This window comes from Mesorhizobium robiniae (genome assembly GCF_040545535.1).
GTDB lineage: Bacteria > Pseudomonadota > Alphaproteobacteria > Rhizobiales > Rhizobiaceae > Mesorhizobium > Mesorhizobium robiniae.
In genome coordinates, this window is the sequence record NZ_JBEPMC010000008.1 from 42,614 (window position 1) to 63,578 (window position 20,965).

The following is a 20,965-nucleotide window of genomic DNA, read 5'->3' on the forward strand; positions in this document are numbered from 1 at the left end:
GCCTACAAGCGGATAATTGACAGCATGAAGAGAGTTCGCAAGGCAGTTTTCCCGGTCGCCGGCCTCGGCACGCGGTTTCTCCCGGCCACCAAGGCCATACCCAAGGAAATGCTGACGGTCGTCGACAGGCCAGTCATCCAATATGTGGTCGATGAGGCACGCGAAGCCGGCATCGAGCATTTCATCTTCGTGACCGGCCGCAACAAGGCGGTCATCGAGGACCATTTCGACGTCCAGTTCGAACTCTACGACACGCTCGCCCAGCGCGGCAAGAACGACGAGCTAGCCCGCCTGCAGCGGCTGCAACCCTTGCCGGGGCAGACCAGCTTCACGCGCCAGCAGGTACCGCTCGGCCTTGGCCATGCCGTCTGGTGCGCCCGCGAACTGGTGGGCGACGAGCCCTTCGCCCTGCTCTTGCCTGATATGATCATGCAGTCGGAAAAAAGCTGCATGAAGGAGATGGTCGAGCTCTATGCCGAGACCGGCAACAACATCGTCGCGGTCCAGGAATGCGACCCCGCCGAGGCCCATAAATACGGCATCGTCGGCCGCGGCGAGGATACGCATCACGGTTTCCGCATCACCGGCATGGTGGAGAAGCCGAAGGCCGGCACGGCACCCTCCAATCTCTACATCAACGGGCGTTACATTCTGCAGCCGGAAATATTCGGGATTCTCGAAAGCCAGGAAAAGGGCGCCGGCAATGAGATCCAGCTCACTGATGCGATGCTGAAACTGGAGAAGCAGCAGCCCTTCTATGGCTGCCACTACCAGGGGCGCACCTTCGATTGCGGATCGCCTGAAGGTTTCGTCGAGGCCAATGTCGCCTTTGCGCTGTGGCGCAGCGACGTGAACGGGAACATGGCGGGCACGATCCGCAAGCTTCTCGAGGAATTGAAACCGTCAGAGCAGCGCGGCGCGGCGTTCTAGCTATGTTGCGCAAAGCATGCCCTGGGTCTTGAGCCAAGGGTGCGGTTACCCGAAACCACAGTTCTCACCACGGCCTGATCGACCTATCCCAAGCCTTCACGGCTTGCTTTAAGGCTGCAGCGTCACCCCGACGAAGATGCTGTGGGCCGTATAATCACGGCCCTCCAAGTTGCTGGTCTGTTTTTCGGTTCTGGCGCGGGTGGTCAGCCCGGCATACCGGTTCAGCCACCACGTCAGCCCGGCCTCGGCGCTCAGCGTCAGATCATGGCCGTCGGACCCGATGTAGTCGCGCCAGTCCACGCCGAGAGCTGCGTTCCCGGTCAGGTTGGCACGGATTTCCCGCTCGCCGGTAAGGCGGCCGGAATAAAGGATGTCGCCGCTTTCGTTGGGGGTTGTCGTGCCCTCGACGGTCGTTTGTCCGGTGAGGCCGATCGTGGTGCCGCGTTCCGGCGACCATTTGAGGTCGGCGTTCACCGTGGCACCCGAAATCGCCGGCAGTTGATCGTCGTCGATCGCCTCCCGCAGCCAGCCGGCCGAGAATTCGCCGGCAAGCTTCTCGCCGAGGTCGAGTTCGGCACCGGCGCGTACGCCGAGCCGTGTCGAGGATCGTTCGAACCCATTAGGGTCGACGCGCTGATCGTAGACCCGGCGGCCGATTTCGACCTCGGTGAAAGGCGTGATGGCGGGAGAAATCTCATAGCCGGTACGCAAGGTGGCGGTATAAAGCGTCGAGTTGCGGGCTTTCTGCGACACCGTTCCGCCCGTCGAAAGCTTGGCGTCGCCATAGATGTCGCGCTCGACAGCGCCGGTCAAAGCAAAGCGCATCTTGCCCGCATCCTTCTCGACCGCGAGGCTGCCGTCAATGGTCTGGCGCACCGGCTGCTCGATGGTGCCTTCGATGACAACCGGCGACGAAGCCGATTCCGGCACCGCCTCGTAACCGAGCTTGGCGATAGCGCGCAGATCGTTGTCGAGGTCGACATTGAGCGTGCCGTCGACACGGCCCCGCAATTCCTGAATCTCGTCCCCCGATATGGTCTTGAGAAAGGTGCCGTAGCCGTCGATGACAGCTGAATTCTCTCGCCAGTCGGAGATGGCATTGAAGCGCAGCGTCGTTTCCGACAGCAGCGCCGGCTCGCCTCCGGCGCTCGAATCGGCATTCGACGATGCCGTCAGACCTTGCTCGAGGGTCGGCCTGATCACGAACGAGCCGAGTTTGATGCCTGTGGCGGCGAACGGGTCGTCCTCGGCCCGCCTGTCCCGACCCTCGATGGCTTCGGCGCGCTCGGCGCCCGGATCGAGCCTCTGCCTGTCGGCGGAATCAATGGTTACCGCACGGCGATTGGTCGCGTCCTGGTCCGTATCGGCGGTGTCCGTGCCATCCGTCGTGACTGCAGTCGCGGCGGCGGCTTCTGCCTCGGCGGCCTCGGCCTCATCTTGATCCGCCGCCCGTTGCGTCGCGCTCGAGGGCCGGCGCGGCGGGACGGGAGCGGGCGTTTCCGCAAACGGATCGTCGGTGGCTTCCGGCGGATCGAAAATGCTGCCGGTTGCTGGCGCGGTGTCGTCGTCCTGCACAGCGCCCGGGCTGGCCGGCTGATAGGTGGGCGCCGGCGCATCGCTTTGGGTGGTTGCGCCGCCCTGTGCCGTCTGATTCTCAGCACCGGCCAGAATCGCCGATTCCGAAACCTCGCCGCGCAGCTCCGTTTCCTGGGCATAAGGCTGCGCTGGTCGCAGCAACGCGAACACGCTGGTCGCCATCAGCAAGACGCAGACCGCCTTGCCGTTTCGCCTTCTTTTCTTTTCAGGCTGGGCCCCGGACATCGCCACCACTGCTCGCGCGGCGCAAGCGCGCCATACTTACCGGACCGTAAATGGGGATGGTTAACGGAGCGTTGAGGCGGCCGCTCATCAACCCTTGGTGGATGGCAATTCCGTTGGACAGGCGCGCGGCAAAGCGCTAATCGCATCAACCATGCATGCGATATCCCCAGACAAGAAGCGGCTCGACGGGCAAGCTTCGATCGCCTCGGCGCTCAGAACGGTGGCGACCGAGCAGGCCGGCGTCGCGGCGCTGGCGGCTGCGCTCGAAAACGGATTGGCCGAACCTTTCGCGCGGGCCGTCGACATGGTGTCGCAGATCGAGGGCCGCGTCATCGTCACCGGCGTCGGCAAGAGCGGCCATATCGGCTCGAAGCTGGCCGCGACACTCGCCTCGACCGGCACGCCGGCCTTCTTCGTCCATCCTGCCGAAGCCAATCACGGCGACCTCGGCATGATCGCCAGGGACGATGCCATCATCGCCATGTCGTGGTCGGGCGAGAGCCTGGAGCTCAAGGGCATCATCGCCTATTCCAGGCGCTTCTCGATCCCGCTGATCGCGGTCACCGCCGGAGAGAGATCGGCGCTGGCGCGCGAGGCCGACGTGGTGCTTCTGCTGCCGCGCGCGTCGGAGGCCTGTCCGCACGGCCTGGCGCCGACGACATCGACGCTGCTGCAACTGGTGATCGGCGATGCGTTGGCTATTGCGTTGCTCGAAGCGCGCGGCTTCACGCCGGATCATTTCCGCACCTTCCATCCCGGCGGGCAACTTGGCGCCAATCTGACGCAGATCCGCGACATCATGCATGTCGGTGACAGGCTGCCGCTGGTGCCTTCCGGCACCGGAATGCGTGAAGCGATTCTCGAATTGTCGCGCAAGGGGTTTGGCTGCGTGGCGATCACCGCCGCGGACGGTGCGCTGATCGGCATCATCACCGACGGCGACATCAGGCGCCACATCGGCAGCAATCTTTTGGCGATGAGTGTCGATCAGGTCATGACCAAGGAGCCGAAGACGGCCGGGCCAGACACGCTGGTGGCGACGGCGCTGCAGACGATCAACAATTCGGCCATCACCAGCCTGATGGTTGTCGAGGGCAGGCGGCCGATCGGACTTGTCCATCTGCACGACCTGCTGCGTATCGGCGCGGCCTGACCTGAATCTCAACGCACGCCGAAACGTCGTAGGATCAGACAGCCTCGACCGTCAGTTCCAGATCGGTATCGGCCGCGCCTGTCACGCGCACCTGCGTGCCGGCCGGCAGATCGGGGCCGGAGACGCGCCATAGCGTGTCGCCCAGCTTTATGCGGCCACGCCCATCCTTGATCGGTTCGGCAAGCGTCGCCATCCTGCCGATCATTTGTGCGCCGCGGCGGTTGAGCAAGGGCTGGTCGGTCGTGTCATGGCGCCCGCCCATCAGTTTCTTGCCGACATAGGTTGAAACCAGCGACATCACGAGGAAGGCGAGAACCTGGACCTGCCAAGTCCAGAAACCTGCGTCCCAGATGAGCAGAGAGACTACACCGATCAGCAGCGCGGCGATGCCGATCCATAGCATGAAGATGCCGGGCGCGATGACCTCCATTACGAGGAGGACGAAGCCGAGAACCATCCAACTCCAAGGGCCGAGTTCGGAAATGATACGGTCAAACATGGGATCGGCCTCAGGTCTCGCTGGGGCGAACCACTGGGGGGCGTGACGCTTGCCGAGCGGTGCCGGCAGTGGCTTCGCTCCCGAAGACTTCGTTGGCGATTGCGCCGATGCCGCCGAGCGTGCCGATCAGCGACGAAGCCTCCATAGGCATCAGCACGACCTTGCTGTTCGTGGCAGAGCCGATCTTGGTCAGCGCTTCGGTGTATTTCAGGGCGACGAAGTAGTTGAGCGCCTGCACGTCGCCCTTGGAGATCGCTTCCGACACCACTTGTGTGGCGCGTGCCTCGGCCTCGGCCGAGCGTTCGCGCGCCTCGGCGTCGCGGAAGGCAGCTTCCTTGCGGCCCTCAGCTTCCAGGATCTGCGACTGCTTGAGGCCTTCGGCGTCGAGGATCTGCGCGCGCTTGTTGCGTTCGGCCATCATCTGGCGACCCATCGATTCGACGAGATTGGCCGGCGGATTGATGTCCTTGATCTCGACGCGGGTGATCTTGATGCCCCAGGGGTGCGCCGCCTCGTCGACGACGCGCAGCAGGCGTTCGTTGATGGCGTCGCGGTTCGACAAAAGCTCGTCGAGGTCCATCGAACCCATCACGGTGCGGATGTTGGTCATCGTCAAATTGAGGATGGCGTTCTGTAGACCAGCGACCTGATAGGCGGCCTGCGCGGCGTTGAGCACCTGGTAGAAGGCGACACCGTCGACGGCGACGGTGGCGTTGTCGCGGGTGATGATCTCCTGGGTCGGGACATCGAGCACCTGCTCCATCATGTTCAACTTGGCGCCGATGCGGTCGACGAACGGCACGATGAGGTTGAGGCCGGGGCTCAATGTCTTGGTATAACGGCCAAAGCGTTCGACGGTATAATTGTAGCCTTGCGGGATTGTCCGGATGCCTTTGAAAAGCACGAGCACGACAAGAGCGACAAGAACAAGAAGCGCGATATCGAAACCACTGAAGTCCATTTGGCTCTCCCTCAGATGCCGAGCACACTAAAGCGACATGCGTCGCTGGACACGCAAATTACGCTCTAGCTTTTATACCTGCGCATCGCTCTTCCCAAAATCGACTCCGATCGTTGGGGCCGATGCGGTAGACGTTTCAACGCAACCGACTTCACCAAGCACTTAAGTGTGTTTCAGAAATGTTACAATCAGGTGATCGCAGATTGTCGGTGACAACCAGGTTAGCCGCGCTCGATGACGCCCGCTTCAGATCCAGCCCGACAGTTCGCGCCGCACCAGCGCCTCGATCACCGCCATGCCCTCGGCGCTGTCGTTGAGGCAAGGGATGTGCGCGAACTTCTCGCCACCGGCATGATGGAAAGTCTCCGCTGCCTCCCTGCCGATCTCGTCCAGTGTCTCGATGCAGTCGACGGAAAAGCCCGGATTGACGATGGCGATCGATCTCACGCCTTCTCCGGCTAATTTCTCGACTGTCTTGTCAGTGTAGGGCTGCAGCCATTCCTGCGCACCGAAGCGCGACTGGAACGTGGTGATCAGCCTCTTCTCATCCCAGCCGAGCTTTTCACGCAGCAGCCGGGTCGTCTCGAGGCAATGGGCCTGATAGGGGTCGCCCTTGTCGGAATAGGGTTTCGGAATGCCGTGATAGGAGGCGATGATGACCTCGGGTTCGAAATCGAGGGTCGCCAAATGGCGCTCGATCGAACGGGCAAGCGCCTCGACATAAATCGGTTCGGCATAGTAGGGCGGCACGCTGCGGATCGCCGGTGCGCGGCGCATCTTCATCAATGCGCGGAACAATTGATCGTTGGCGGTGGCGGTCGTGGTCGCGGAATATTGCGGATAGAGCGGAAAAGAGAGAATGCGATCGCAGCCTTGCGCGACCAGCCCCTTGGCCACGCTCTCGGTCGAAGGATTGCCGTAACGCATCGCCCAGTCGACGATAACATCGGGCAGGTCGCGCAGCGCCTCGCTTAGCTTTTCGCTTTGGGCGCGGGTGTAGGTGCGCAGCGGCGACTCGTTGCGCTGCCGGTTCCAGATCCTGGCGTAGTTGGCGCCCGACTTCTTCGGCCGCGTGGTGAGAACCAGCCCATAAAGGATCGGATACCAAATAGCCCTGTTGAGCTCGATGACGCGCGGATCGGACAGGAATTCTCTGAGATAACGCCACATCGGTTTGAATTCGGTGCCGTCGGGCGTGCCGAGATTGATCAGCATGACGCCGATCCTGCCCACCCCGACCGGCGGCAGCGGGCCGAGGGCCTTCGCAGCCTTGGGGTCGACAGGATTGGAAAGTGTCATAAAGGGATCTCCGAACACCGCGCGAAACTAGCGATGCCGCGCCGGTTTTCAATGCAGCGTCTGGCCGCACCTTATCTTACCGTGGATATCACCTCAGGCGGAAAGCAGAAAACCCGCCCGGTTACCCGGACGGGTTTTCCAGCAACGACAAAGAACTTAGTTTGCGGCCGGGATGGTCAAGGTTGCGCCGACGGGAAGGCGGCGCGGCTCGTAGTTCTTGTTGGCGCCGGAGATCGTTTTCCACTTGGAGCCATCGCCATAGGCCTTCTCAGCCAGATCCCAATAGGTGTCGCCGGCAACGATCACATGGCTGCTTTCGGCCGCTGCGGCCACGGCCGGCTTGGTCGGCTCGGTGGGTGCCGCCTCGGCTGGCTTGGCTGGTTCGGCTGCAGGAGCCGGTGCCGCAGGCGTGGGCTGGGCTGGTTCCGCGGGCTCGGCAGGTGCTGCCGTCGCGGGGCCGGGTTCCGCCGGCACGGCTGGCGGCGTCGTGGCGATGTCACCCGAATCCGCCGGCAGTTCGGGCATTGCCGGCTCTGCGGTTGGGGCCGTTTCTGCCGGTTTTGCGGGCTCGGCCGGAGCGGGCGCCGCTTCGGCCGGCTTGGCCGGTTCTTGGGCCGGTTCTGCCGCGATCTCGGTGATGCGGCCATCGAGCTTCGGCGTATAGGGCCGATGCGCGCTGAGATAATCGGCGACCACCTGTTCTAGGCCCGGACCGTAGTCATAGACGTTCTTGGCCTTGTCGGCGAAGACCTCGTAGCCGTCGCCGCCCTGGCGCACATAGTTGTTGGTGGCGACCAGGTAATCCTTGTCCGGATTGAGCGGGGTCCACGCGCCGCCTTCCATGACTTCGACCGACTTGACGCGCCCGGCATTCGGGGCAGCCGATTTGTCGAATGAATATTTCAGGCCGGCAACCTGCGGGAAGCGTCCGGCGCCGTCCTCGATCTGGCTGAGACCGTTCTCGAGTCCGGCAATCAGATCCTTGCCGGAAATCTGGAAGGTCGCCAACGTGTTCTGGAACGGCAGCACGTTCAGCACTTCACCCATGGTGACGGTGCCCTGGTCGATAGAGGCGCGCAGGCCGCCGCCATTCGAGATGACGATCTCGACGCCCTGGTCCTTGACGCGGTCGAGTACGGCGTCCGAGACAAGATTGCCCATCTCGCATTCGCGGGTGCGGCAGTTCTCGCGGCTGCCGTCGATCGCCTTGGTGGTTTCGGCGACCTCCTTGTTCTTCAACGCCTCGATCGGCGCGCCGAGCTCCTTGATGCGGGCAAGCACAGCGGGATCCGGCGTGATCGACTTGTCGAGGTAGATCGGGTCTCCGCTGGCTTGCTTGACGACGCCATTGTCGTCGAACACGACCTTGAACTCGCCGAGATATTTGGAATAGGACGCCGCCTGGACGACCGGCACCTTGTAGCCGTCCGGATTGTCGACCATCGTCGGGTAGGGGCCTTCAGCCTTGGGATCGGTGTTGGACAGCAGCGAATGGCTGTGGCCGCCGACTACCACGTCGACACCCGGGATCTTGGCGATGACGTCGCGTTCGCGCTTGTAGCCGATATGAGTGACCGCGATGATCTTGTTGACGCCTTCTCCCTTCAGTTTCTTGACTTCCGATGTGATTGACTTGACATCGTCCTCGATCGTGACGTTGGGGCCTGGCGAGGCGAGCTCCGCCGTGTCGTTGGTGACTGCGCCGACAATGCCGATCTTCTGGCCGCCGACCTCGATGACGACCGACGGTTTTACGCGGTCACCGAGCTTGGATTGCGCGTTCGCCTTCACATTGGCGCCGAGCACCGGAAACTGGATCATGTCGAGGAACGGAGCTAGCGCCGCCTCGCCGTCGTCGAACTCGTGATTGCCGACCTCCATGGCGTCGAATTTCATCTGGTTGAGGAATTCGCCTTCGGTCTTGCCCTTGTAGGTTATGTAGAAGAGCGATCCCTGGAAATTGTCGCCGGCGCTGAGCAGCAGCACGTTCTGGCCTTCCAGCTTCTTGCGCTCCTGGGCGATCGCCGTGATCAGCCGTGCTGCGCCGCCGATGCACTCGCCTTTGGTCTCCTCTTCGGCCGAGCAGGTCGATTCATATTTATTGTTGCTTTCGATGCGGCTGTGCCAGTCGTTGATGTGCAGGATGTTCAGTGTGTAGTCGGCAAAGGACACGCCGGCCGACAGACCAAGCGCGGAGGCCGAAAGGGCGGCAATGGCGGCGATCTTCCTCATTTTCGTCTCCCCGATGACCTGTTTAACGCCCTTGCTTGACTGAAACATAACAGCCAGCTTTTTGCCATGTTCACATCGCGTTTCGGCCGATGCAAGCGGAATCGGGGTCAGCTTTGCCGGCGCAAAAGAGACGGCGGCCTGAGGCCACCGTCCTTTGCAAAGCCAGTTTCGTATGGGCTCAGGTGCGCCGCGTCAGCACAAAATTCTGCCCGCTCGCGCTGGTGCAGTTAAGCTGGGAGGTGGAGATCAGCAAGCAGTTGAAGCTGATCGGCGTCTGGCGGATCAGCGAAGTGCCTTTGATCTCGACCGAAGTGCCGCCGGTCATGGTGTAGCTGCCGTCGGCAAGTTTCTGGCCGGTGTCGGTCGCGAGGGTGTTGAAGCTGCCGGCGGCGAAGGTCGACAGGCCCGTGCCTTGCGCATCGATCCATGAGCCTTCGACCGGGCTCAGCGCGGCCAACGGCGGCCCGCCCGGGCCGGCGGTGGTGCACGCCGCCAAGGCGGCAGCGGCCGCGACAATGCCGGCCGAAAGCAATTTGCGCGCAATCGTCATCATCAACATCCTCTCCTCTCGCATCGGCCCGAAAATCGATCCGGTTTTCGGAAACGCACGATGCGCACATTCAAAGCACTAGAGCATACTTTTTTGCGCCCAAATGGACGCACGTCGCGCTAGGTCGCCTTCCTTCAATCGCCCGATTTCCAGGCGATTGCAAGGTAGTGAGGCATCGCTATCGAACGAGGATGTTGCACTATCGAACGAGGATGTTGCGGAATTGCCATGGGTCGTTTTTGTCGAGGTCTTCCGGAAACAGACCAGGGCGGTTATCGAGCGGCGTCCAGTCGGTGTAGTAGCCCTTGATCGGCCCGAGATAGGGGGACTGCACTTCCAGGCAGCGCCTGTAGTCCATCTCGTCGGCCTCTACGATGCCAGCCTCGGGATTTTCCAGTGCCCAGACCATGCCCGCCAGCACGGCAGACGTGACCTGCATGCCCGTGGCGTTCTGATAAGGCGCCAGCTTGCGCGCTTCCGCCAACGACAGTTGCGAGCCGTACCAATAGGCGTTCTTATCGTGGCCGTAGAGTAGCACGCCGAGCTCGTCGACACCGTCGGCCAGTTCGTTTTCATCGAGCACGTGATGTACGGATTGCGCCTTGCCAGCGGCACCGAACATCTCGTGCAGCGACAGCACAGCGTCGTTGCAGGGGTGATAAGCATAATGGCAGGTCGGGCGATATTGAACCTTGCCCTTCTTGCCGCGCAGGGTGAAGAAGTCGGCGATCGAAATCGACTCGTTGTGCGTCACCAGGAAGCCGTATTGCGGACCGGGCGTCGGGCACCAGCTGCGCACGCGCGTGTTGGCGCCCGGCTGCTCCAGATAGATCGCGGCCTTCGAGCCATGCTTGTGTTTCTTGGCGTTCTTCGGCATCCAGGTTTCATGCGTGCCCCAGCCGAGCTCTGCCGGCTGCAGCCCTTCAGAGATGAAGCCTTCGACCGACCAAGTATTCCAGAACACGTCCATCGGCTTCGGCTTCTTGGTGCGCTGGGTGTCGCGCTCGGCGATGTGGATGCCTTTGACGCCGGCCTTCTTCATCAGCCTCGCCCAGCCTTCGCGATCATGCTGCGCGGGCTCCGAGAACTCGAGGCCAAGATCAGTGGCGAGGTTGACCAGCGCCTGCTTGACGAACCACGAGACCATGCCTGGATTGGCACCGCAGGTAGAGATTGCGGTCGCCCCGCCGGGGTGCGCGTGCTTTTCTTCGACCATCGATTCACGCAACGCGTAATTGGTGCGGCTGGCATTATCGGCCTTGGTGTCGAAATAGAAGCCGAGCCATGGCTCGACGACGGTATCGATGTAAAGCACGCCCAGCTTGCGACAGAGCCGCATCAAATCCACCGAACCGGTGTCGACCGACAGGTTGACGCAAAAGCCCTGGCCGCCATCTTTGGTCAAAAGCGGCGTCAGCAGCTTCTTGTAGTTCTTCTTGGTAACCGCATCCTGCATGAAGGTGATGCCGCGCTCGTCGAGCAGCTTGCGGTCGGTATCGCGTGGATCGATGACCGTCATGCGCGACTTGTCGAACTTGAAATGGCGCTCGATCAGCGGCAGCGTTCCCCGTCCGATCGAACCGAAGCCGATCATCACGACAGGGCCGGTGATCTCACCGTAAACGGGCCAGTTTTCATTCGCCATTTTATCGATTACTCCCTCAAACAGGCTGAAAAGCCGGGGCATTACTGCCGAGCGGCCAAGCGCTACAACCACAGATCATTGTCATAAACCAGTGAAAAACCACGGGCTATGCCGCATTCCCTACGTGGTTAAGGAGGCGCCCAGCCGATCACGGTCAGTCGTCATATCCTGTAGTCGAGCTGGTTTTCGTCCAGCGCCAACAGTCGGTCGGCGAAAGATGCGACAAGCATTTGCTCTCGTCGGGGTTCCGATCCGGGTCATCTCGGCGACTTTCCGCTGCGCCACCCGATAGGCCAAACATCCTGCGGATATATCGATTAATTACCCATGAGATCGTGCAAGGTCACATCGGCGATTGGCTTGTCGACCCGGATCGTCTCGATTTTCTCGCCGGGACGCATTATGCCGATCACCGTTTCGACCTTTGGACAGCCATCTTTGCGGCATGCGAGTTCCGTGACGGACACGACGACGTCGCCGTCGAGCCCGCGGGCCTCACGAACCCAGATCTTGATCTGTTTAGTCTTCTCCGGCAGCGCAAAGCTGCGCGGCGCGAGTGGGTTCGCGAGACGATTCATCTACAATCCCGTCCCGAAAGACGAGGCTCGGCTAATCCAATTGATAGAGGCCATGCGGGCTCGTCGACCTTGCCGAGCCTATGCACTCACGGCCTCTACAGCGTCCACGTCGGCACGGCATTTGAGGAAGCCGTCTTCAATCAGGCCCTTGGGCAGGTCGCGGCCGATAAACACCAGGCGGCTCACGCGCTTCTCCCCCTCTTTCCAGGGGCGCTGGTGGTCGCCTTCGAGCAGCATGTGAACGGCCTGAACGACAAAGCGGTTGTTATCGCCCTTGAACGCCAAGATGCCCTTCATGCGCAGCATGTCGATGCCGAACTTCTGTGTGATCATCTGGATCCACGGCAAGAATTTGCTCGGATCGATCGAAGCTTCCGTGACGAGAGAAAAGCTGGTGACGTGATCGTCATGCTCATGATCGTGTTCTGCGTCGAGAAAGTGCGGCTCGACTTCGATGACACGGTTCAGATCGAACGCGCCGCGATCCAGAACCTCGTCGAGGGGAACATTGCAACGTGTGGAATGCTTGATCGCAGCCGTCGGATTGATCCTGCGAATGCGCGCCTCCACTGCCTTCAGTTCGGCCGGCGTTACCAGGTCGGTCTTGTTCAGTATGACGATATCGGCGAAGGCGAGCTGCTCCTGCGCCTCGTGCGCATGATCCAACTCGCCGAGGAGATGCTTCGCATCGACGACGGTGACGATCGCGTCGAGTTTCGTCTTCTGCCTCACATCGTCGTCGACGAAGAAGGTTTGGGCGACAGGCGCGGGATCGGCAAGGCCGGTCGTCTCGATCAGGATGGCGTCGAAACGGTCGCTGCGCCGCATCAAGCTCTCGATGATACGAATCAGGTCTCCGCGCACCGTGCAGCAGATGCAGCCGTTGTTCATCTCGAAGACCTCTTCGTCGGTATCGACGATGAGGTCGTTGTCGATACCAACCTCGCCGAACTCGTTGACGATCACGGCATATCGCTTGCCGTGCTGTTCGGTCAGAATGCGATTGAGCAGCGTCGTCTTGCCAGCGCCGAGGTAACCGGTAAGAACCGTGACGGGCATTTGCTGGGAGGCTTCAAGAGGCATGGTCGTCTCCAAATGTTAGAACGTTAGATTGCGGATTTCGGTGGGCACGAAGACCGGCCTCTCATCCATGCGCACAAACCTCGCATAGACCCGAGAGCTCCACCGTGACCGACTTGGTTCGGAAGCCCTGCCGTCGGGCAAGCCTGCGCAGCACTCGCTCCAGTGCCGGGTCGTGAACTTCACTTGCCCGCCCGCAACTCGCGCAGATGGCAAAGGCGGCGCGCCCACGGGTGCTGCATTGGCTATGGACGCAAAGCGCGAAAGCGCTCAGGCTCTCGATCCTGTGAACCAGGCCCTCTTCGATGAGCCGATCCAGCGCGCGATAGATCTGTAGCGGTGAACGGAGCCCTTCCTGGCGAAGCAGTCCAAGCAGTTCATAGGCCCCCATCGGCCTTTCAGAGCGCATCAGCGCGTCGAGAACCAGCTGCTGGTTACGTCCAGGCATCCGCTGTTCCTTCGTGTTCCACGCAGTTTCGAGCACAATGGCGACCATTTGTTATAGTATAACGTTTTTCGATTGACGAACGTGATAACATAACATAACGGATCGTCAAGAGCGGGATCGAATGGTGGCCTGTGTGACCTTTCAAGACCTGACGCTGAGCTACAACAGTCACCCCGCCACGCATCACCTCGACGGGATCGTCCGGCCTGCCATGCGCGTCCGGCATGTCTCCCACGGAACCGCTTGAACAGAAGGAGTTGATCGAATGTCCAGGATGCCGAAGCTTGCCACCGTGGTGGGCGTCATAACATTATTGCCATTCACCCCGTCGCTGGCATCGGCCGAGAATCTCAAGGTTGTCGCCAGTTTCTCGATCATCGCCGATTTCGCCAGGAATGTCGGCGGCGACCGTGTCGACGTCATCACGCTGGTCGGCCCGAATGGGGACGCTCATGTCTACGAACCGAAGCCGGCGGATGCGGCCGCAGTCGGTGCGGCCGATGTGGTGCTGGTCAACGGCCTCCAGTTCGAAGGTTTCCTCCAGCGTCTCGTCGAGGCGAGCGCCACCAAGGCACCGGTCGTGGAATTGACCAAAGGCGGCGAGGTGTTGCGCAACGCCGAGGAAGAACATCACCACGATCAGGATAAAGCCGCCGAGGGCGGGGAAAGGCACGCCGGGGAGGCGGAAGAGGGCCATGAGGAAGGGCACCACCATCACGGCGAATTTGATCCCCACGCATGGCAGTCGGTGCATAATGCCGAGGTCTATGTGAAGAACATCGCCGATGCCTTCTGTGCCGCCGATGCAGCCGGGTGCGACACCTACCGGGCCAATGCCGAATTGTATGGCGGTAAGCTCGAGGCACTGGAAGAGGAGATCAAGGCTGCTGTAGCTGAGATCCCCGAGGAAAAGCGCACGATCATCACCTCCCACGACGCCTTTGGATATTTCGAGCACGAATACGACATGAAATTCCTCGCGCCGGAGGGCATCTCCACCGAGTCTGAAGCCTCAGCCGCCGATGTCGCGGCCCTCATCAAACAGATCAGGCAAGACAAGGCTTCGGCAATCTTCGTGGAGAACGTCACCAATCCCCGCCTGATCGAGCAGATCGCCAGCGAGACGGGCCTGAAAGTCGGTGGTGAACTCTATTCCGATGCCCTGTCGGACCGGAACGGCCCGGCCGCGACTTATCTCGAGATGATGCGGCACAACATCACGACGCTCAAAGGCGCGATCCTCGCAAGCTGATCGCCACCCCACGATGGAAGGCGGAGCAATCCGCCTTTTCATCAAATACGACCCGTTACGTAATAACATCAAGGAGAATACCGTGAGGACAAACTGGGCGTCAGCCACGGCCATCGCGCTGCTTCTGTCTCTATCAACAAGTGCTGCCCATGCCGAGGAGGTGACCGCCTGGCGCCTCTTCATCTCGGATCACGCGGATCCGAAGGTGACCGTAATCGATGCGGTCGCTGGCCAAAAGCTCGACACGTTTCAGATCAAAGGGCCGGCGTCGCTCCACCGCAGCGAAAGCGGCCGGACCGTATTCGCCGTGCAGGGCGCGGCCGGCGTCGTTACCGGGATCGCAAGCGGCATTTCCTTTGAGGACCACGGCGAACATGGCGACATCGACGTCGAAGTGCCGAAGCTTGCCGGCGTCGAGATCGCGGGCGCGAAGCCGTCGCATTTCGTCGAGCATGAAGGAGACTTCGCCGCTTTTTTCGACGGCGAAGGTGTCGCCCGCATCATTTCCGAGAAGGCGGTGCTGGAAGGCAAATCGGATTTCAGGGACGTGAAGACGGACGCGCCGCAGCACGGCGTCGCAGTCGCCTATGGCTCCCATGTCCTCCTGTCGGAGCCGAACAGGGAGAAGCCGGACGAACTCCCGGTCGGCATCAGGGTCACTGATGAGGCCGATGCGCAGGTCGGCGGCGTCCACGCCTGCCCGGACCTCCACGGAGAGGCGTCTTCCGGCAATGTCCTGGCTTTCGCCTGCGCGACCGGCCTGCTTGTCGTCACCCAAGGCGACGGCACCCCGGCGATCCGTCACCTGCCCTATGACGAGAACCTGCCGCACGGCAAAACGACGACGCTGATCGGCGGCAGAGGCCTGCAATATTTCCTCGGCAACTACGGCCCCGACAAGGTGGTGCTGATCGATCCGACGGTCGAGAGCGATGCATTCCGGCTGATTAGCCTTCCGACGCGTCGCGTGCATTTCGCGGTCGATCCCGTTCGTGCCAAGTTCGCCTACGTCTTCACCGAGGACGGCCAGCTTCACCAACTCGACGTGGTGAAAGGGGAGATCGCAAACTCGCTCAAGCTGACCGATCCCTATTCGATGGACGGTCACTGGAGCGACCCGAGGCCGCGTGTCGCGGTCGCCGGCGACAGGATCGTGGTCACGGATCCTTTGCACGGTGTGCTGCATCTCGTTGACGCGACGTCGTTCGAGAAAACCGGCGACATTGCCGTCGAAGGCAAACCCTTCAACATTGTTTCCGTCGGCGGCTCCGGTCAGACCCACGAAGCCGAATAGTCGCTCCTCCCAAGCGGCTGTCGCGCGTCCGGCCCATTCTTTCCCGGGCCGGGCGCGTCTTCCCCAACGCGCAAGGCATGCTCGTCAGGCGCCTCTTCGGTTGCGCTTCAGCCCAGTCGTGCCGGGATCAATCCGCGCAGTGAATTGCCGACGAACAGCGCCTTGGCCGACTTCAGATCATCCAAGGTGTAGATTGCTTCGCGTGCGCGGCCTTCATCCAGCAATTCGCCGCGCAGTACGCCAGGCAGCAGGCCGCAATCGAGCCGCGGCGTTGCCAATACGTCGTCGCCGAAATCGGCGAAGAGATTGGTGATCGTGCCCTCGCAGATTTCGCCACGCTCGTTGGCCAGCAGCACCTCGTCGGCGCGGCTGATCAGATATTCGGCTCGCGCCCGCTGATAAATGTCCCGGCGGCTCGTCTTGTGGCGCAGCAGCGTGTCGCTGGAATCGAGCCGCACCCGCGCTAGTTGCAGCCTCCACACCTTGTCAACCGCATGCGGCTCATAAGGCAGCGCCGAGACCGTCACTTTGCCGCTGCGCGACAGGACGAGCCGTGTGCGCAAGGCGATGTCCGGCCGGTCGACGGCGTTCCTGAGCACCTCGCCGACTTTCTGCGGATCGCAGATGAAACCCAGCTCGGCTGCCGAGCCATAAAGGCGTGCCAAATGGCGGTCGAAACGGAGGAAGCCCTGGCCCGGCTGCCAGCGCATGGTTTCGATCAGCTCGAAATCGGCGGTGTTCCCGTCGCGTAGCGCGCTTTCAGCAGGCACTCCTGGTACTCCTCCTCGGCCGTCGAATCGAAGACGACGCCGCCACCGACATTGTAGATCGCCTCACCACTGGAAAAGAGCGATATCGTCCGGATCGCCACCGAAAAGCGCATGGTGCCGCCGGGCGCAATCCAACCGATGGCGCCGCAATAGACGTCGCGCGGCGTGGCTTCCAGATCGTGCAGGATTTCCATGGCACGGATTTTTGGCGCCCCGGTGATCGATCCGCATGGAAACAGCGCTGCGAAGATCTGGCGGATGGTGAGGTCGGGCAAGAGCTTGGCCCGCACGCGGCTCACCATCTGGTGAACGGTCGGGTAGCTCTCGATGCGGAAAAGCTCCGGCACGTCCAGCGTCCCGACCTCGCTGATCAGCGAGATGTCGTTGCGCAGCAGATCGACGATCATCCGGTTCTCAGCCTGGTTCTTCTCGTCATTGAGCAAGAACGCCTTCAGCCGCTTGTCCTCCGCCTTGGTCGCGCCGCGCGGGGCGGTGCCCTTCATCGGATGGGTCTCGATCATGCCTTCGGCGTCGATCTCGAAGAACAGTTCCGGCGAACGTGACAAAACGATCGGATCGCCGAGCGCGATTAGCGCCCCGTATTTCACCGGCTGGCGTTCCGTCAGCGCGTCGAAGGCCGCCAGCGGATCGCCCGACCACTGCGCATGAACCGGAAAGGTCAGATTGCCCTGATAGCAATCACCTTTGCGGATGTGATTGTGGAGCTGCGCAAAGCGTTTTGCGTAGTCTTCTGAAGACCAGGCAGCCCTTGCATCGAAGATCGGGCCGTTGGTCGCCGGCGCAGTGCTGCGCACGACCGCCTGTTCGACAGGCGCGTCGAAGATCCCCAGGCAGACAAGCGGAGCGCGGCGTCCGCCCGGCAGCAGCGGAACGAGCTTCGGCTCGAGCAGGTAGCCGGCTTCGTAGGAGAAATATCCGGCCAGCCATTTGCCGGCGTCATGCGCGGCCTGCGCAATTTCCAGCGCCGGCAGGAAATCCTTCGCCTCATGCGCAACAATGATGTCGGACGGACCGTCGAAAACGAGCTGGTGCGCGCGCTCGTCATTCCGGAAAATTGCAGAGGGCAGGGACATGGGGCTCGGATGCTGCGGTCGATGACGCCAGCTATCGCTCTATATGGGGGCTCGATCGTACGCAATCGAGGGAGCGGCGTCTCAAGACGCAAAGGCAGCCTTGATACAAAAGCAGACTGGCGGCGCCTCGAGGGCGCCGCCAGTCCAGTATGTGCTCGATGCCGGCAGGCAATTCAGGTGTTGCTCGCGGTCCCCGCGCTCGGGAAGCGGCGCGCGAATTCCGTCTCGTCGCCGGCGGCAAGCAGTTTCGCCTGCTCGATCCAGCGCTCACGCTCGATGCGGCCGTCGAACTGGAGAACGTCTTCGATCCGCTTGATATCCGCCGCCGTCCAGGCGGCGATCTGAGCGTAGGTTCTGACCCCAAGGTCATGCAGCTTCCGCTCGTTGACCGGGCCGATACCGATCAAGCGACGCAGACTGTCGGGCTTATCAGCTGCTGCTGCCTTGGCTGGGGTCGCTTTCTTTGCCGCTGGCGCAGCCTTGGCTGCGGTGCTCGTTTTCGACGCGGCCGCTTTCGATGTACTGGCCTTTGGGGCGGCGGCTGATGCCTTGGTGGCCGCCGGTTTGTTGGACGCGGTCTTTGCTGGCGTCGGCTTGGCCGATGCAGTCTTGGCTGGCGCAGTCTTGGCCGATGCTGTCTTGGCCGTCGAGGTCTTGGCTGTCGAGGTCTTGGCTGTCGAAGTTTTGGCCGGCGCGGATGTCGACATCAATGCCGATGGTGCCGGGATTGCTGCCTTTGTCGCGCCGGTCTTGGCGCCTTGCGCCTCGCCCAGCTGGCGCTCCAGGTCGGCGCGGGCGCCGCGGCATACATCCAGCTCACCGGTCAAGCGGTCGGCGTCGGCGCGCAGCCTGTCGCGCTCGCTGCGCGTGCGGTCCATGTCACCGCGCAGGCTGTCGAGCTCGCCACGCAGGCGCCCCCAGAGGAACCAGCCAACCAACACACCTACTAGGAACGCCAGGAGCATGTAGAAAAAAGTGCCCATTGTCTCTCTCTCCAGTCCGATCCATCTGCCGTGGCCTGGAGTGGTGACCTTGGCACAAGGACCATTCGATGGTGGCTCCGCTACTCGCGGAACAGCCGGCTTAAATCGAGCTGTCGGCGACCGGCTTTCCTGCCATGGCCGACGGCCGCTGTCGCATTCGCCGAAGCGCCGTGACCTGCCGGAGATATTTTCCTGGCCTGAGCCCCGCGCCCGACTGAGCTTGAGGCGGGACGCTATCATACAGCTTCCGGAAAGCTAACGGAAAAATTCCACGGAGAGTTATTTAAGAACAAATATTTAGGGCAAGAATAGAACGGCCCGAACATGCATTGCGGCTAAACTGTTCTGTCGGCTCCTGATATTCAGCGCCGTGTCTCAATTGTCCAAAGCTTCGAGCTCGTCGATCAGGCCGCCGATCACGCCAAGTCCGATCTGCCAAAAGGCAGGGTCGGTGGCGTCCAGGCCGAAGGGCGCCAGGAGTTCGGAATGATGCTTGGTGCCGCCGGCGCGCAGCATGGCAAAGTACTTCTCCTGGAAGCCTCTCTCGGCATTCTGGTAGACCGCATAGAGCGAATTCACCAGGCAGTCGCCGAAAGCATACGCGTAGACGTAGAAGGGTGAGTGGATGAAGTGCGGGATGTAGGTCCAGAACACCTCGTAACCCTCGCGCAGCTTGATCGCCGGCCCGAGGCTTTCCGCCTGCACTTCCAGCCAGAACTGGCCAAGCCTGTCGGATGTCAATTCGCCGTTCTTGCGCTCGGCATGCACTTTGCGCTCGAATTCGTAGAAGGCGATCTGGCGCACGACCGTGTTGATCATGTCCTCGACCTTCTGGGCGACCATGGCCTTGCGCTCGCGCTTGTCGGTGGTCTGGTCGAGCAGCGAGCGGAAGGTCAGCATCTCGCCGAAGACGGATGCCGTTTCGGCCAGCGTCAGCGGTGTCGAAGCCATCAGCGCGCCCTGGCCGCCCGCCAGCACCTGGTGCACGCCATGGCCAAGTTCATGCGCCAGCGTCATCACGTCGCGCGGTTTGCCCATATAGTTGAGCAGCACATAGGGATGCGCCGACGGCACGGTCGGATGCGCGAAGGCGCCCGGCGACTTGCCCGGCCTGACCGGCGCGTCGATCCAGTTGCGGTCGAAGAATGTCCTGGCGATTTCCGCCATGTCGGGGGAGAAGCGCTGGTAGGCGGACAGCACCGTGTTCTTGGCCTCGTCCCAGCCGATGACCGCTTGCGGCGTCTCGGGCAATGGTGCGTTGCGGTCCCAGTGGTTCATCACGTCCATGCCGAGCCAGCGCGCCTTCATCGCGTAGTAGCGGTGCGACAGGCGCGGGTAGGCGTCGCGAACGGCTGAGGCCAGCGCGTCCACCACGCTGCGTTCGACGCGATTGGCGAGGTGGCGCGAATCGGCGATGTCCTCGAAGCCGCGCCAGCGGTCGGAAATCTCCTTGTCCTTGGCCAGCGTGTTGGTGATCAGCGTGAACGTGCGCAGATTCTTGCGGAAGGTCGCGGCCAGCGCTTCAGAGGCCCGGCGGCGCACCTCGCCATCGGCGTGCTGGAGGCGGTTGAGCGCCGGCTCCAGGGTCAGTTGCTCGCCATCGATATCGAAGCGCAGATCGGTCATCGTTTCGTCGAACAGGCGGTTCCAGGCGCCGCGTCCGGTGACCGACTTCTCGTGGAAAAGCTGTTCGACCCGGTCCTCGAGCTGGTAGGGTTTGTCCATGCGCAGATCGAGCACCCACGGCCGGTAGTGGGCAAACGCAGGATCGGCGGCAAGCGCGGTTTCGATCGCGGCATCGTCGATGAGATTCAGTTCGAGCGCGAAAAACAGAAGATGCGCGCTGGCGTCGGTCATCTTCTGTTGAATATCGCCGTAGAATTTCGCTTTCTTCGGGTCAGCGGTGTCGCCCGCATAAGTCAGGCTGGCAAATGAATCGATCCGCCCCATCAACTCGCTCAGAGCTTCGTAAGCCGCGAGCGCTTCACCAAGACGCCCTTCTGCGCCGCGTTCCGCCTCTGCCGCGAGCGTGCCCTTCCAGCGGCGTTCGAAGCTGATGGCGTCGGCCGCCGCCTTGGCAAGGTCGCGCTTCAACTTAGGGGCGTCCATGCCCGAATAGAGATCGGCGAGATTCCACTCCGGCAGGCCGCCAGCCTCCGCCGCGCCCTGACCGGACGACGATGCCGCTGCAAGCTGCCGAGCCAAAACCATGCGCATTGCCGATACTTTCCAGATTGCAGATTCAAACGGCCAGACTCGAAGATTTCAAGGGAAACGAGAGGCCGGTCAAATCCTAAGGAATTCGTTCACCGGGTTTTTTGAAACCTTGTTTAGAACCCTGTGCCAAGATGATCCATAGGGTGGGCATAGTGGGCG

18 protein-coding genes are annotated in these 20,965 nt (G+C 61.8%); 4 read left to right on the plus strand and 14 right to left on the minus strand.

The genetic code is table 11. From position 1 onward, the window contains the following. Positions 1 to 24: 24 nt before the first annotated feature. A complete protein-coding gene (galU, locus tag ABID19_RS21855) occupies positions 25 to 930 on the plus strand; it encodes a UTP--glucose-1-phosphate uridylyltransferase GalU (RefSeq protein WP_435528764.1) in 906 nt (301 codons plus the stop codon). 108 nt (positions 931 to 1,038) lie between these two features. On the opposite strand, the gene ABID19_RS21860 is transcribed toward galU, so the two are convergent. Beyond that, positions 1,039 to 2,751, minus strand: a complete 1,713-nt coding sequence (locus ABID19_RS21860; RefSeq protein WP_354493050.1) for an outer membrane beta-barrel protein — start codon at positions 2,749 to 2,751, stop codon at positions 1,039 to 1,041. Positions 2,752 to 2,902: 151 nt separating this feature from the next. Here ABID19_RS21860 and ABID19_RS21865 point away from each other — a divergent pair, with 151 nt between their 5' ends. After that, entirely contained in the window at positions 2,903 to 3,904 is a 1,002-nt protein-coding gene (locus tag ABID19_RS21865; protein ID WP_354493051.1) for a KpsF/GutQ family sugar-phosphate isomerase, read from the plus strand. A gap of 34 nt (positions 3,905 to 3,938) precedes the next feature. Here the strand turns inward: ABID19_RS21865 and ABID19_RS21870 are convergent, their stop codons facing one another. From ABID19_RS21870 to ABID19_RS21910, 9 genes are all read right to left on the minus strand, one after another. After that, positions 3,939 to 4,403, minus strand: a complete 465-nt coding sequence (locus tag ABID19_RS21870; RefSeq protein WP_354493052.1) for an NfeD family protein — start codon at positions 4,401 to 4,403, stop codon at positions 3,939 to 3,941. Positions 4,404 to 4,413: 10 nt separating this feature from the next. Continuing rightward, entirely contained in the window at positions 4,414 to 5,364 is a 951-nt protein-coding gene (locus tag ABID19_RS21875) for an SPFH domain-containing protein (protein WP_354493053.1), read from the minus strand. 246 nt (positions 5,365 to 5,610) lie between these two features. Further along, complete coding sequence (hemH, locus tag ABID19_RS21880) at positions 5,611 to 6,663, minus strand: ferrochelatase (RefSeq protein WP_354493054.1); 1,053 nt, start codon at positions 6,661 to 6,663, stop codon at positions 5,611 to 5,613. A 156-nt stretch (positions 6,664 to 6,819) separates the two neighbouring features. After that, positions 6,820 to 8,895, minus strand: a complete 2,076-nt coding sequence (locus ABID19_RS21885) for a 5'-nucleotidase C-terminal domain-containing protein (RefSeq protein WP_354493055.1) — start codon at positions 8,893 to 8,895, stop codon at positions 6,820 to 6,822. Positions 8,896 to 9,073: 178 nt separating this feature from the next. Beyond that, positions 9,074 to 9,445 (minus strand): hypothetical protein, encoded by a 372-nt coding sequence (locus ABID19_RS21890; RefSeq protein WP_354493264.1) that lies wholly within the window; start codon positions 9,443 to 9,445, stop codon positions 9,074 to 9,076. 199 nt (positions 9,446 to 9,644) lie between these two features. Further along, positions 9,645 to 11,090, minus strand: a complete 1,446-nt coding sequence (locus ABID19_RS21895; RefSeq protein WP_354493056.1) for a homospermidine synthase — start codon at positions 11,088 to 11,090, stop codon at positions 9,645 to 9,647. 317 nt (positions 11,091 to 11,407) lie between these two features. Continuing rightward, complete coding sequence (locus tag ABID19_RS21900) at positions 11,408 to 11,668, minus strand: nitrate reductase (RefSeq protein ID WP_354493057.1); 261 nt, start codon at positions 11,666 to 11,668, stop codon at positions 11,408 to 11,410. Positions 11,669 to 11,746: 78 nt separating this feature from the next. Beyond that, complete coding sequence (locus ABID19_RS21905; protein WP_354493058.1) at positions 11,747 to 12,751, minus strand: CobW family GTP-binding protein; 1,005 nt, start codon at positions 12,749 to 12,751, stop codon at positions 11,747 to 11,749. Positions 12,752 to 12,812: 61 nt separating this feature from the next. Further along, positions 12,813 to 13,196: a Fur family transcriptional regulator gene (locus ABID19_RS21910; protein ID WP_354493059.1), complete on the minus strand. Its 384-nt coding sequence runs from the start codon at positions 13,194 to 13,196 to the stop codon at positions 12,813 to 12,815. Between the two features lie 265 nt (positions 13,197 to 13,461). Here ABID19_RS21910 and aztC point away from each other — a divergent pair, with 265 nt between their 5' ends. After that, on the plus strand, positions 13,462 to 14,448 hold the full coding sequence (gene aztC, locus ABID19_RS21915) for a zinc ABC transporter substrate-binding protein AztC (RefSeq protein WP_354493060.1): 987 nt from the start codon (positions 13,462 to 13,464) through the stop codon (positions 14,446 to 14,448). 82 nt (positions 14,449 to 14,530) lie between these two features. Further along, positions 14,531 to 15,742 carry a zinc metallochaperone AztD gene (gene aztD / locus ABID19_RS21920; RefSeq protein WP_354493061.1) on the plus strand — a complete coding sequence of 404 codons (1,212 nt, stop codon included), beginning with the start codon at positions 14,531 to 14,533 and terminating at the stop codon, positions 15,740 to 15,742. Positions 15,743 to 15,849: 107 nt separating this feature from the next. Here aztD and ABID19_RS21925 read toward each other — a convergent pair whose 3' ends face one another. The 4 genes from ABID19_RS21925 to ABID19_RS21940 form a co-directional block, all read right to left on the minus strand. Continuing rightward, positions 15,850 to 16,512 (minus strand): aminotransferase class IV family protein, encoded by a 663-nt coding sequence (locus ABID19_RS21925; protein ID WP_352933131.1) that lies wholly within the window; start codon positions 16,510 to 16,512, stop codon positions 15,850 to 15,852. Then, positions 16,461 to 17,606, minus strand: a complete 1,146-nt coding sequence (locus tag ABID19_RS21930; protein WP_354493062.1) for an aminodeoxychorismate synthase component I — start codon at positions 17,604 to 17,606, stop codon at positions 16,461 to 16,463. Before ABID19_RS21930 ends, ABID19_RS21925 begins: the two co-directional genes overlap by 52 nt. Positions 17,607 to 17,779: 173 nt before the next feature. Next, complete coding sequence (locus tag ABID19_RS21935; protein ID WP_354493063.1) at positions 17,780 to 18,589, minus strand: proton-conducting membrane transporter; 810 nt, start codon at positions 18,587 to 18,589, stop codon at positions 17,780 to 17,782. A gap of 375 nt (positions 18,590 to 18,964) precedes the next feature. After that, entirely contained in the window at positions 18,965 to 20,806 is a 1,842-nt protein-coding gene (locus tag ABID19_RS21940) for a M3 family oligoendopeptidase (protein ID WP_354493064.1), read from the minus strand. Positions 20,807 to 20,965: the final 159 nt, after the last annotated feature.

Bases quoted from the DNA above. Each gene is read 5' to 3' on its own strand.
- galU (WP_435528764.1), top strand. From the start codon at position 25: ATGAAGAGAGTTCGCAAGGCAGTTTTCCCGGTCGCCGGCCTCGGCACG.
- ABID19_RS21860 (WP_354493050.1), bottom strand. From the start codon at position 2,751: ATGTCCGGGGCCCAGCCTGAAAAGAAAAGAAGGCGAAACGGCAAGGCG.
- ABID19_RS21865 (WP_354493051.1), top strand. From the start codon at position 2,903: ATGCATGCGATATCCCCAGACAAGAAGCGGCTCGACGGGCAAGCTTCG.
- ABID19_RS21870 (WP_354493052.1), bottom strand. From the start codon at position 4,403: ATGTTTGACCGTATCATTTCCGAACTCGGCCCTTGGAGTTGGATGGTT.
- ABID19_RS21875 (WP_354493053.1), bottom strand. From the start codon at position 5,364: ATGGACTTCAGTGGTTTCGATATCGCGCTTCTTGTTCTTGTCGCTCTT.
- hemH (WP_354493054.1), bottom strand. From the start codon at position 6,663: ATGACACTTTCCAATCCTGTCGACCCCAAGGCTGCGAAGGCCCTCGGC.
- ABID19_RS21885 (WP_354493055.1), bottom strand. From the start codon at position 8,895: ATGAGGAAGATCGCCGCCATTGCCGCCCTTTCGGCCTCCGCGCTTGGT.
- ABID19_RS21890 (WP_354493264.1), bottom strand. From the start codon at position 9,445: ATGACGATTGCGCGCAAATTGCTTTCGGCCGGCATTGTCGCGGCCGCT.
- ABID19_RS21895 (WP_354493056.1), bottom strand. From the start codon at position 11,090: ATGGCGAATGAAAACTGGCCCGTTTACGGTGAGATCACCGGCCCTGTC.
- ABID19_RS21900 (WP_354493057.1), bottom strand. From the start codon at position 11,668: ATGAATCGTCTCGCGAACCCACTCGCGCCGCGCAGCTTTGCGCTGCCG.
- ABID19_RS21905 (WP_354493058.1), bottom strand. From the start codon at position 12,751: ATGCCTCTTGAAGCCTCCCAGCAAATGCCCGTCACGGTTCTTACCGGT.
- ABID19_RS21910 (WP_354493059.1), bottom strand. From the start codon at position 13,196: ATGCCTGGACGTAACCAGCAGCTGGTTCTCGACGCGCTGATGCGCTCT.
- aztC (WP_354493060.1), top strand. From the start codon at position 13,462: ATGTCCAGGATGCCGAAGCTTGCCACCGTGGTGGGCGTCATAACATTA.
- ABID19_RS21930 (WP_354493062.1), bottom strand. From the start codon at position 17,606: ATGTCCCTGCCCTCTGCAATTTTCCGGAATGACGAGCGCGCGCACCAG.
- ABID19_RS21935 (WP_354493063.1), bottom strand. From the start codon at position 18,589: ATGGGCACTTTTTTCTACATGCTCCTGGCGTTCCTAGTAGGTGTGTTG.
- ABID19_RS21940 (WP_354493064.1), bottom strand. From the start codon at position 20,806: ATGCGCATGGTTTTGGCTCGGCAGCTTGCAGCGGCATCGTCGTCCGGT.